This is a genomic window from Streptococcus danieliae, from assembly GCF_025447695.1.
Taxonomy (GTDB): domain Bacteria; phylum Bacillota; class Bacilli; order Lactobacillales; family Streptococcaceae; genus Streptococcus; species Streptococcus danieliae.
The window spans coordinates 1-11877 of record NZ_JAOBSU010000053.1 but is presented as its reverse complement, the minus strand read 5'-3'; the positions used below and the strand labels follow the sequence as shown (position 1 = coordinate 11877).

The following is an 11877-nucleotide window of genomic DNA, read 5'->3' as shown; positions in this document are numbered from 1 at the left end:
AAGGAGGGGAGGAAGGAAGATTGTCTTTATTCTATATTGTCAGTTTTCAAGGATTCCACACAACTTGACAAAGAACCATTTTTCACGAAAAAAAGAGGCTGCTTTCAACCTCCTTTTCTAGTTTACATCCAATTGTATAAATCACTATAAGGATGACTAGCTGCATCCCAAGAAAAATCTCGGTGCATGGCTTCCTGCATTAAATTGTACCAGACATCTTTTTGATTCCAATACAAATAAATCGCTTGATCAATAGTCCAGGTCAACCAATAACCACTTAGATTATTGAAGGAGAAGCCTGTTCCAGAGCCATTCACTGGATTGTAGGCCTGAACTGTATCACGCAAGCCCCCAACTTCATGAACAATTGGTAGACTGCCGTAACGCATGGCCATCATTTGTGACAGACCACAAGGCTCAAAACGACTCGGCATCAGGAATAGATCGCTGGCTGCGTAAATTTCCTGAGCTAGAGCTGGATCAAAGGTCATGGCTGCCACCATTTTTTCAGGATAATGCTGGCCAAACCAAGAAAAGACTTGCTCAAAGCGAGGATCTCCGGTTCCTAGCACAACCACTTGAACATCCCGTTGGAGAATCTGATGCAGTTCCTCAACGACCACATCAAATCCTTTTTGATAGGTCAGGCGTGAGACCATCCCAATCAACGGAACTTCTGGTCGCTGTGGTAGACCCAGCCGTGCTTGCAGAGCCGCCTTATTAGCAACTTTGCCACTTAAATCATAGGCTGTGAAATGATGAGACAAATGGGGATCGGTTTCTGGATTGTAGAGATCGGTATCAATCCCGTTTACAAAACCAAACAGCTTCCAATTTTCATGTCGCAACAAAGGATCCAGACCACACCCAAACTCTGGCGTCTGAATTTCTTGAGCATAGGATGGAGATACTGTGGTTACCCGATCGGCATAGGTGATTCCCGCTTTCATCCAGTTCAAATCTTGGCCCCAACGCACCGAACCATTCCAAAAGTCTTCCAAACCCATTCCAAATAATTCACTCAACATCTGAGGGTCAAATTGTCCCTGAAATTCTAGATTATGAATGGTTAAAACGGTCTTAATTCCACGATAGGCTTCAATCCAAGCATACTTGGTTCGTAAAAGGAAGGGCATCATGGCTGTATGGTAATCATGAACATGAAGAATTTCTGGAATAAAATCAATCTTTTCCATCAACTCCAAGGCTGCTTGTTGGAAGAAAGCAAAGCGTTCTCCATCATCAAGGTCGCCATAGACATGTCCCCTAAAGAAATAGTATTGGTTGTCGATAAAATAAGTTGGAACACCATCCCAGACCAGATACTTGACCCCAACATATTGGCGGCGCCACCCCACTGAGACCTCGTAAGAACCCAAATCTTCAACTTGCTTGCCAAACTTAGTCTCAACGCTGTCATAATAAGGCAAGACGACACGCACATCATGGCCTTTTTTAACCAGGGATTTAGGGAGTGCTCCAATCACATCTCCCAAACCACCTGTTTTTGAAAAGGGTGCTCCTTCTGCCGCTGCAACTAAAATTCTCATCTAATAATATCCTCTGTAACCTCTTGACCTTTTTCAATAACGACTGGATTTTCTTTCTGTCCCCGAATCGTCACACCAGGTGCAATTTTTGCTTCCTTATCAACAATCGCATACTCAACCCGAGCGCCTTCTCCAACCAGCACCCGTGGGAATAGCAGACTGTCCTTCACAACTGCATTAGCCTTGATCCGATTGTTCCGTGATAAGATGGATCCTTCAACAGTTCCCTCAATAATACTTCCCGATGCAAACTGGGATAGGGATACCTTGGAACCCGGAGCATAATAAGTTGGCTCCTCATTTTTAACCTTGGTGTAAACCTTCTGATTCGGACTAAAGAGCGAATTGAATTTTTGCTGGTCAATCATGTCCAGATTCGCCCGATAGTACGACTCAACTGAATAAATATTAGCAACATGACCGGTATATTCATAAGCAAAGGCACCAATCTCTTTCGCAAAATCACGAAGCAGGTAGCGAATCTTACGAGGATTAGATTCCTCCAACTCCTTCTCAATCGCTGCAATCAGAAGTTTCGTGTTGACCAAGAAAATGTCAGTTGACATATTGTAGACTTCCTGAGGCAGGGTATCTTCAAACAACTCATGGTCAGTCACCATATCATGGCTGGAAATTCTCAAAATCGAGTTGTTGCCGGCAATATCACTAGCCGGAAGTTTCTTGTAGATGACAGTCATTTCCCGTTTTGTCGCTTGGTGCAAATGGAAAACTTGGCGAAGATCCACGTTCAGCAAAACATCACTATTCAAAACAACTGTCACATCGCTACCCGAACGGTGAAGGTAAGTCAACAACTGCTCGTAGTATTCAGACTTCACGTAATCGGAATCGGCATCGGTTGTATACAAGCCCAAGTAATAATGGCTCAAGAGCGTCGACAAGCCCCACTCTCGACCAGACCGAATATGGTCAAAGACCGATGAAATGTTTTCTTCCTGGAAGATACCGTAGACACTTCGTACACCTGCATTAGCTAGGCTTGAAAGTGGAAAGTCAATTAACCGGTATTTTCCTCCGAATGGAAGAGTCGCCAAAGGACGGTTTTCAGTCAGTTTCCCCATGTCATGTCGACCAACTGTATTTACAAGAATCGCTGAATATTTATCAATCTTCATCCTTTGGTACCCCCACTACTTCGTTATACCCTACAACCGCAATCTCTTCACTGCCGTCAATTTCCACGCCTTCACTAATCACGGCACCTTCACCGATGATCGCTTTTTTAATCACCGCACCAGCGCCAATCACAGCTCCACTCATAATCACTGAGTCCTCAACCACTGCTCCTGTTTTCACCTGAGCATTCGTCGACAGAATCGAATGTTTCACCTGACCATCCACATGACAACCGTCCACAATCAATGAATCTTCCACCGAACCATGCTCGCCAATAAAGTTTGGTGGTGAGATAAGGTTTTTCGAATAAATTTTCCATTGACGGTTACGGCTATCCAAGGCATTAGCTGGAGAAATGTATTCCATATTGGCCTCCCATAAGGAGTCAATGGTTCCCACGTCTTTCCAGTAGCCTTCAAATTCATAGGCGTAGACACTTTCGCCAGATTCAAGATAGGCTGGGATAACATTGCTTCCGAAGTCAGACATTTCGACAGAACCTTTTTCTGCAGCTACCAGGATATTGCGGAGACGTTTCCAGTTGAAGATGTAAATTCCCATGGAAGCCTTGGTTGTTTTTGGATTTTCAGGTTTTTCCTCAAACTCAATAATGCGGTTATTGGAGTCCGTGTTCATAATCCCAAAACGGCTAGCTTCCTTCAGCGGAACATTTAATACAGCGACTGTTAGACTGGCATTGTTATCCTTGTGGGCCTGAAGCATCTTGTCATAATCCATCTTGTAGATATGGTCTCCAGACAGGATGAGGACATATTCTGGGTCAATGCTATCGATATAGTCAATATTTTGGTAGATGGCGTGACTGGTTCCTTCAAACCAGCGGTTGCCTTCACTTGCTGAATAAGGCTGGAGAATGCTCACACCCGTATTAATACCATCCAAGCCCCAGCTGGATCCATTTCCGATATGGGTATTCAGAGCCAGGGGTTGGTACTGGGTAATAACCCCCACATTTTGGATGCCGGAGTTCGCACAATTGGACAGGGCAAAATCAATAATTCTATAGCGACCGCCAAATTCAACAGCGGGTTTGGCAATATTCTTTGTTAATTTTCCCAAACGTGTTCCTTGCCCTCCGGCTAGGATTAAGGCCAACATTTCATCTCTCATTTAGATTTCCTCCTTATTCAACAAATTCTAATTCCATTAAAGCAACGTCTAACTCTCCACAGACTCTTCTGGCAGAATCTCTGCTTCACTGAGTGCCGGTACAACTTCCTCCTCTTCCTCTTCAAATTTCGCTATCCTTCTCCAGATAACAGCCCCCATAGCTGGCAAGGTAAAGCTCAAGCTCTGCTTGTAGCTTTTCCATTGGCCAGTTTGACTAGCTGTATCTGGGTTATGATCTAACCAAGAACCGCCCCATTCTTGCAACTCGCTGTTCCAAACTTCTTTGTAGAGGCCTGGAGTAGGAACTCCAATGGTAAAGTTCTGTCTCTCAACGGGCGCCATATTAAAGACACAGATCAATTCTGACCCTTCTTCATTCTTCCGACTAAAGGTCAATACTGTTTCATCTTTATTATCGGCATCAATAATCTCAATCCCATCATAGGAATCATCAATATCCCAGAGCACAAATTCATCCTTGTAGAAACGATTGAGCCCTGCGGTAAAGTGCTGCATCCGCCCGTTTAAGTCATCTCCTAGGTCCCCCCATTCCAATGCTTCTTGGGACTTCCATTCCAAAAATTGTCCCCACTCACTTCCCATAAAGAGCAGTTTTTTACCCGGGTGACAAATTTGGTAGGTATAGAGATTTCTTAAGCTGGCAAACTGGTTGTAGCGATCCCCCCACATTTTATGCATGAGGCTCTTCTTCCCATGGACGACTTCGTCATGGGAGAAGGGCAGAATGTAATTTTCCTTAAAGATATACATAAAACTAAAGGTCACAAGATTAAACTCATACTTACGGTAAATCGGGTCCATTTCATAGAAGCGCAGGATGTCATTCATCCAACCCATATTCCACTTGTAATCGAAGCCCAGGGAATTTTCTCCCTCTCCGGTAATCTGGGTATAGCTGGTCGCCTCTTCCGCAATCATCATCACCTCAGGGTGGTAGGTCTTCATGACTTGATTCAATTTTTTCAAGAAATGGAAACCTTGGTAATTGAGGTTGCCTCCATCTTCATTAGGGGTCCAAGGCCCCTGATCATAATCCAGATAGAGCATATTGCTCACGGCATCGACCCGCACCCCATCTAGGTGGAAGGTCTGCACCCAATAATTGATACTGGAAATCAAGAAGGATTGAACATGGGGTTTCCCTAAATCAAAGTTCAGAGCACCCCAGCCATAATTATGGGCCCGGTGATGATCTTGATACTCGTAGGTCGGCGTCCCATCATAGTAGGCCAGAGCATCATCATTAATGGTAAAATGCCCCGGTACCCAGTCTACTAATACACCAATATCTGCTAAATGACAGGCCTCCACAAAATCCCGAAACTCTTCCGGTGTTCCATAGGATTGCTCCAAACCAAAGTAACCCATCAACTGATAACCCCAACTCTCAGCCAAGGGATGGGTCATCAAGGGCATAAACTCCACATGCGTATAATTCATGGCCTGCAGATAGGGGATCAGCTCGCGTTGCAAATCCTTAAACGTATACGGTTGTCCATCTGGATGAGTCCTCCAAGAACCGGCGTGAATTTCATAAATGGAAATCGGCCTTCCCTTAAAGCCCAGGGCCTTCCGTTGGTCCAACCAGTCCTGGTCTTGCCAATCCTTGTCTGGCAGGGTGTAGATCACAGCGCTGGTTCCAGGGCGTTTTTCGAAGAGACGAGCCATAGGGTCAATCTTATCAACCAGCTGCCCGCCCTGTCTCTCCACTTGAAATTTATACAGCTGCCCTTCTTGGGCTAGATCGGTCCAAACCTCCCAGACTCCCGCTTCATTTTTAACCATGGGAATCCTCTGTTCTTGCCACTGGGTAAAGTCCCCTATGACATAAACCATCTGAGCCCTCGGCGCCCACACCCGGAAGCTATATCCATCATTTTCACGATGAACACCCAGGTATTCTTGAAGATTGTAATTTTCACCGATACCAAAAGTCCACATAGCCTCGCGATAATCCATATGATCACCCTTTCTACTTTGTAAGCGCTTTTTTATAAAAATATTTTACTATATTTCAAGTAATTTCACAAGTTATTATACAACATTTTTAGGAAAAACAAAACAATTGTCTGAAAATAACCAACTGTCATTTTCCCATTTTCAAAAAAGGAAAGTCACAAAAAAACCGAATCCGGGAAAAGCCGAATCCAGTTTCATTTATCTGATATGATTAGTCAAAGTCTACGTACTCTTTTTGGAGTTCTAGAACTTCTTCAGCCGTTCCACACTCTGTTAGAGCACGGTTGGCCATTTCTTGCATTTTTGCAGTATCTAGTTTCTTCATCAAGCTACGAGTCCGAAGCACAGAAGTGGCACTCATTGAAAACTCATCCAAGCCCATTCCGACAAGAAGTGGAACTGCTTGTTGATCTCCTGCCATTTCTCCACACATACCAGCCCATTTACCTTCAGCATGTGCTGCTTTAATGACATTGTTAATCAAACGAAGAATAGATGGATTATATGGTTGATACAAGTAGGAAACTTGTTCATTCATCCGGTCTGCAGCCATGGTGTACTGAATCAAGTCATTGGTACCGATTGAGAAGAAGTCTACCTCTTTGGCGAATTGATCTGCAATCATCGCTGCCGCTGGAATCTCAATCATGATACCAACTTGAATGTCGTCTGCAATCGCTACACCTTCAGCCAACAAATTGGCTTTTTCTTCTTCCAAGATAGCTTTCGCTGCTCGGAATTCAGATAGAAGCGCAACCATTGGGAACATGATCCGTAGTTTACCGTGTACAGAAGAGCGAAGAAGTGCACGCAACTGAGTCCGGAACATTTGATTTCCAGTTTCAGAAATAGAAATCCGCAGAGCACGGAAACCAAGGAAGGGATTCATTTCTTTTGGCAAATCAAAGTAAGGAAGTTCCTTATCTCCACCGATATCCATTGTCCGAACAACAACTGGTTTACCATTCATTCCTTCCAATACAGCCTTGTAAGCTTCATATTGCTCATCTTCTGTCGGGAAGTCTTGCGAATCCATGTAGAGGAACTCAGTCCGGTAAAGACCAACAGCTTCCGCACCATTCTCGTTAACCCCTTCAACATCTTTTGGAGTACCGATATTGGCTGCCAATTCAAAGTGCTTACCATCAGCTGTCACAGTCTGAGCATCTTTTAAAAGAGCCCATTCTGCTTTTTGTTTGGCATAAGCTTCACCAGCCGCTTGGAAAGCTGCAATCACTTCTTCTGATGGGTTGATCACAACTTCACCAGTGATACCGTTAACAGCGAGTACATCGCCATCTTTAACAATTTCAGTGATATTGTTTGTTCCAAGAACAGCCGCAATTTCAAGCGTCCGAGCCATAATCGCGGAGTGACTTGTCCGTCCACCAATGTTGGTTACAAAGGCTTTAACAAATTCTTTGTTCAACTGGGCTGTATCTGATGGAGTCAAATCGTGAGCAATCACAATTGCTTCCTCATCAATCGCAGCTGGGTTTGGCAAACGTACACCCAGAAGGTGGGACAAGACACGCTTGGTTACGTCACGGATATCTGCAGCACGCTCTTGCATGTATGGATTGTCATCCATATTTTCAAAGAGAGTGATAAACATATCTGTCACTTCTTTTAGTCCTGCCTCAGCATTGACCTTCTTCGCACGAATTGTTTCTTTGATTTGACCGATCATTTCTGGATCCGCCAAAACCATCAAGTGAGCATCAAAAACTTGTGCTGCTTCTTCACCTAGGCTATCTACTGCGTTAGTACGAATGAAAGAAAGCTCGTTTTGAGAAGCTTCTAAAGCAACATCTAAACGAGCCTCTTCTGCATTTGTATCTTCAACTGAAACAGTCTCAAAAGACAAATCAGGTTGGACAAGTAGATATGCCTTAGCAACAGCAACACCATCAGATGCCGCGATTCCTTTAAGCATATTTGTCATCTCCTTATGCCAAACCTTCTTTTTCCATTGTTTCTGAAATTGCTGCGATTGCGTCGTCAGCATCAGCACCTTCAGCAGAAATTGTTACATCAGCACCTTGGCCAACACCCAAACTCATAACACCCATGATGGATTTCAAGTTTACAGATTTACCTTTGTAGTCCAAAGTAATATCTGAAGCAAATTTGCTTGCAGTTTGCACCAAAAGTGTTGCTGGACGTGCGTGAATTCCTGTTTCTGCTACAATGTGAAAATCTTTAGAAGCCATGATGACTCTCCTTTTAATTTATTCTCAGGTTTTGATAACCCTTACAATTAGAAATTATACCATTTGTATTGTTTTTTTTCAAGAAAAAATTGACGCTTTCAGAAAAAAGGAACTTTTTCAGTCTCAAAAAGGATGGGGCTATACAAGATTTTGTTAAGGAAAGAACCCCTACCCTTGCTATTATCAAGATATAAAAAAACAAACCACTACATCTAGTGCTTGTGTATTTTCTAAGTACAAAATGTTGACAAAAATAGGGCTTTCCCCTATACTATTTCCATACTCAAAAACGAGAAGGAGGTACCCTTGTGGTAACTGTTTATTCAAAAAATAACTGTATGCAATGCCGCATGACTAAAAAATTCTTAGACGAAAATCGTGTATCTTATAAAGAAATCAATCTCGATCTTGAACCTGAATACATTGAAACAGTCAAAGAAATGGGCTTCGCAGCAGCTCCAGTTATTGTTTCCCCAAAAGGAAACTTCGCTGGCTTCCAGCCTAGTCTACTAAAACAACTAGCTTAATGGATCGCGTGAGGCAGGGTTTAGACCCCTGCCTCCTCATTTTGAATACAGCACTTGAAAGGAGATCCCACATGGGTCTTAAAGATTTAGAAAATGTCTCTTATTTTCGTTTAAACAATGAAATCAACCGACCAATCAATGGACAAATCATGCTCCATAAAGATAAGGAAGCCTTGGAAGCCTTCTTTAGAGAAAATGTAATTCCAAACACCAAAGCATTTGCTTCTATTACGGAAAAAATTAACTACTTGATCCAGGAAAACTATTTGGAATCAGCCTTTATCCAGAAGTACCAACCAGCTTTCATTGAAGAACTATATCAGTTTATCTTGGATCAAAAATTCCAATTTAAATCTTTCATGGCAGCCTACAAATTCTACAACCAGTATGCCTTGAAAACAAATGATGGCAACGAATACCTAGAAGGTATGGAAGAACGGGTACTCTTCAATGCCCTCTATTTTGCCGACGGGAATGAAGAAATTGCCAAAAACATTGCTAATGAAATTATCCACCAACGGTACCAGCCAGCTACACCAAGTTTCTTAAACGCTGGTCGTGCTCGCCGGGGAGAATTGGTTTCTTGTTTCTTGATCCAAGTAACGGATGATATGAACTCTATCGGACGTTCCATCAACTCCGCTCTGCAACTTTCTCGGATTGGTGGTGGTGTCGGTATCTCCTTGAGCAACCTTCGGGAAGCAGGTGCTCCAATCAAGGGCTATGAAGGGGCTGCATCCGGTGTTGTACCAGTCATGAAATTGTTTGAGGATAGTTTCTCCTACTCCAACCAACTAGGCCAACGCCAGGGTGCAGGCGCTGTATACCTCAATGTTTTCCACCCAGATATTTTGCAATTCCTATCCACTAAAAAAGAAAATGCGGATGAGAAAATTCGTGTCAAAACCCTATCTCTGGGAATCACAGTTCCAGATAAATTCTACGAACTGGCACGGAAAAACGAAGACATGTACCTCTTCAGTCCCTATTCTGTCGAACGAGAGTACGGTCTTCCCTTCAGCTACATCGACATTACTGAAAAATACGACGAACTCGTCGCTAATCCCCGTATCCGCAAAACCAAAATCAAGGCCCGGGACTTGGAAACTGAAATTTCCAAACTCCAGCAAGAGTCCGGTTATCCTTACGTGATCAATATCGATACCGCCAACCGGGTCAACCCTGTTGATGGAAAAATCGTCATGAGTAACCTCTGCTCAGAAATCCTTCAAGTACAAGAGCCAAGTTTCATTGACGATGCCCAAAACTACGTGCATCTTGGAACTGACGTTTCCTGCAACCTAGGCTCTACCAATGTCGTCAATATGATGACCTCTCCTGATTTTGGCCAATCCATTCGGACCATGACCCGTGCTCTGACCTTCGTCACAGACTCTTCCAATATCGAAGCTGTGCCATCTGTCGTTAACGGTAACCGCCAGGCCCACACCTTCGGCCTTGGTGCGATGGGACTTCACTCCTACCTGGCTCAAAACCACATCCATTATGGATCAGAGGAATCCTTGGAATTCACCAATATCTATTTCCTTTTGATGAACTATTGGACTTTGGTCGAATCCAATCAAATTGCGCGTGAACGCGGGCAAGTCTTTACGCATTTTGAAAAATCAAAATATGCGGACGGCTCCTACTTCGACAAATACTTGGAAAAGGACTACCAACCAAAATTGGAGCGGGTAAAAGAGCTCTTCAAGGATATTTTCATCCCAAGCAAAGAAGATTGGCAAGCCCTCAAGGAGGCTGTCATGAAAGATGGACTTTACCATCAAAACCGCTTGGCTGTAGCTCCTAACGGCTCCATCTCCTACATCAACGACGTCTCTGCTTCCATCCACCCCATCACCCAACGAGTTGAAGAGCGCCAAGAGAAGAAAATCGGGAAAATCTACTACCCAGCTGCAGGACTCTCAACCGATACGATTCCCTATTACACCAGCGCCTACGACATGGATATGCGCAAGGTCATTGATGTCTACGCAGCTGCTACAGAGCACGTTGACCAAGGACTCTCCCTCACCCTCTTCCTTCGTAGTGATATTCCAAAAGGGACCTACGAATGGAAAAAAGAGACCAAACAGACCACTCGGGATTTATCAATCCTCCGAAACTACGCCTTCAACAAGGGCATCAAATCCATCTACTACATCCGCACCTTCACCGACGATGGCGCTGAAGTCGGTGCTAGCCAATGTGAAAGCTGTGTGATCTAAAAAATATTATCAACAATGAGCAGGTCCCCCTCCTCATTACCACTTCCAAAGGAGCATCCATGCAAACCTATTACGAAGCCATAAACTGGAACAACATCGAAGATGTCATCGACAAGTCAACTTGGGAAAAATTAACCGAGCAATTCTGGTTGGATACTCGAATCCCCCTCTCCAACGACTTGGATGACTGGCGAAAATTGTCTAGCCAAGAAAAGGACCTAGTCGGCAAGGTCTTTGGCGGACTAACCCTTCTGGATACTATGCAGTCTGAAACCGGGATCGAGGCTCTCCGCCGCGATATCCGGACTCCGCATGAAGAAGCCGTCTACAACAACATCCAATTTATGGAATCCGTCCATGCCAAATCTTACTCGTCCATCTTCTCAACCTTAAACACCAAGGCAGAAATTGAGGCAATCTTTGACTGGACCAATACCAATCCTCACCTGCAAAAGAAAGCCCAAATCATCAATGAAATTTATGAAAACGGAACAGCACTTGAGAAAAAAGTCGCCAGCGTTTTCTTGGAAACTTTCCTCTTCTATTCAGGATTTTTCACTCCCCTCTACTACTTGGGGAATAACAAACTAGCCAATGTCGCTGAAATTATCAAACTCATTATCCGAGATGAGTCCGTTCACGGCACCTACATCGGTTACAAATTCCAACTCGGTTTTAAAGAACTAGCCGAAGAGGAACAAGAAAATCTCAAAAACTGGATGTATGACCTCCTCTATACCCTCTATGAAAACGAAGAGGCCTATACCCGCTCCCTTTACGATACCGTCGGTTGGACAGAGGAAGTCCTTGTCTTCCTCCGCTACAATGCCAATAAGGCGCTCATGAACCTAGGTCATGATCCCCTTTTCCCAGATACCGCTGATGATGTCAATCCAATCATCATGAACGGAATCTCCACGGGAACCTCCAACCACGACTTCTTCAGCCAAGTCGGAAACGGCTACCTCCTTGGAGAAGTTGAAGCTATGGAAGACGACGACTACCTCTACGGATTATAAGCACACAAAAAAGGTTCTATAATAAGTTGTGTGGAAAGCTTGCTCTCCATGCAACTTTTTTTGTAATTCAGAGTGCAAAAAAAAGCAAT

General features: G+C 43.8%; 9 protein-coding genes. 3 read left to right on the top strand and 6 right to left on the bottom strand.

Annotation, left to right across the window (positions count from 1 at the left end; translation table 11 throughout):
- Nucleotides 1-122 precede the first annotated feature (122 nt).
- From glgA to N4310_RS04965, 6 genes are all read right to left on the bottom strand, one after another.
- Nucleotides 123-1550 (bottom strand): glycogen synthase GlgA, encoded by a 1428-nt coding sequence (gene glgA, locus N4310_RS04990; RefSeq protein WP_262092306.1) that lies wholly within the window; start codon nt 1548-1550, stop codon nt 123-125.
- Complete coding sequence (glgD, locus tag N4310_RS04985) at nt 1547-2686, bottom strand: glucose-1-phosphate adenylyltransferase subunit GlgD (RefSeq protein WP_262092305.1); 1140 nt, start codon at nt 2684-2686, stop codon at nt 1547-1549. The genes glgA and glgD overlap by 4 nt, the downstream gene beginning before the upstream one ends.
- Nucleotides 2676-3818: a glucose-1-phosphate adenylyltransferase gene (locus N4310_RS04980; protein WP_160333084.1), complete on the bottom strand. Its 1143-nt coding sequence runs from the start codon at nt 3816-3818 to the stop codon at nt 2676-2678. The genes glgD and N4310_RS04980 overlap by 11 nt, the downstream gene beginning before the upstream one ends.
- Before the next feature lie 48 nt (nt 3819-3866).
- Complete coding sequence (gene glgB / locus N4310_RS04975) at nt 3867-5798, bottom strand: 1,4-alpha-glucan branching protein GlgB (RefSeq protein WP_262092303.1); 1932 nt, start codon at nt 5796-5798, stop codon at nt 3867-3869.
- A 211-nt stretch (nt 5799-6009) separates the two neighbouring features.
- Nucleotides 6010-7743, bottom strand: a complete 1734-nt coding sequence (ptsP, locus tag N4310_RS04970; protein WP_262092302.1) for a phosphoenolpyruvate--protein phosphotransferase — start codon at nt 7741-7743, stop codon at nt 6010-6012.
- Between the two features lie 4 nt (nt 7744-7747).
- Complete coding sequence (locus N4310_RS04965) at nt 7748-8011, bottom strand: phosphocarrier protein HPr (RefSeq protein WP_135035680.1); 264 nt, start codon at nt 8009-8011, stop codon at nt 7748-7750.
- A gap of 308 nt (nt 8012-8319) precedes the next feature.
- On the opposite strand from N4310_RS04965, the gene nrdH reads away from it, so the two are divergent.
- The 3 genes from nrdH to nrdF all read left to right on the top strand — a co-directional run bounded on the left by nrdH (nt 8320) and on the right by nrdF (nt 11788).
- Nucleotides 8320-8538, top strand: coding sequence for a glutaredoxin-like protein NrdH (gene nrdH, locus N4310_RS04960; RefSeq protein ID WP_160333081.1), 219 nt, complete (start codon nt 8320-8322; stop codon nt 8536-8538).
- Nucleotides 8539-8609: 71 nt separating this feature from the next.
- Complete coding sequence (gene nrdE / locus N4310_RS04955; protein ID WP_262092301.1) at nt 8610-10769, top strand: class 1b ribonucleoside-diphosphate reductase subunit alpha; 2160 nt, start codon at nt 8610-8612, stop codon at nt 10767-10769.
- 59 nt (nt 10770-10828) lie between these two features.
- Nucleotides 10829-11788 (top strand): class 1b ribonucleoside-diphosphate reductase subunit beta, encoded by a 960-nt coding sequence (nrdF, locus tag N4310_RS04950; RefSeq protein ID WP_160333079.1) that lies wholly within the window; start codon nt 10829-10831, stop codon nt 11786-11788.
- The last annotated feature ends 89 nt before the right edge of the window (nt 11789-11877 follow it).

Bases quoted from the DNA above. Each gene is read 5' to 3' on its own strand.
- glgA (WP_262092306.1), bottom strand. From the start codon at position 1,550: ATGAGAATTTTAGTTGCAGCGGCAGAAGGAGCACCCTTTTCAAAAACA.
- glgD (WP_262092305.1), bottom strand. From the start codon at position 2,686: ATGAAGATTGATAAATATTCAGCGATTCTTGTAAATACAGTTGGTCGA.
- N4310_RS04980 (WP_160333084.1), bottom strand. From the start codon at position 3,818: ATGAGAGATGAAATGTTGGCCTTAATCCTAGCCGGAGGGCAAGGAACA.
- glgB (WP_262092303.1), bottom strand. From the start codon at position 5,798: ATGGATTATCGCGAGGCTATGTGGACTTTTGGTATCGGTGAAAATTAC.
- ptsP (WP_262092302.1), bottom strand. From the start codon at position 7,743: ATGACAAATATGCTTAAAGGAATCGCGGCATCTGATGGTGTTGCTGTT.
- N4310_RS04965 (WP_135035680.1), bottom strand. From the start codon at position 8,011: ATGGCTTCTAAAGATTTTCACATTGTAGCAGAAACAGGAATTCACGCA.
- nrdE (WP_262092301.1), top strand. From the start codon at position 8,610: ATGGGTCTTAAAGATTTAGAAAATGTCTCTTATTTTCGTTTAAACAAT.
- nrdF (WP_160333079.1), top strand. From the start codon at position 10,829: ATGCAAACCTATTACGAAGCCATAAACTGGAACAACATCGAAGATGTC.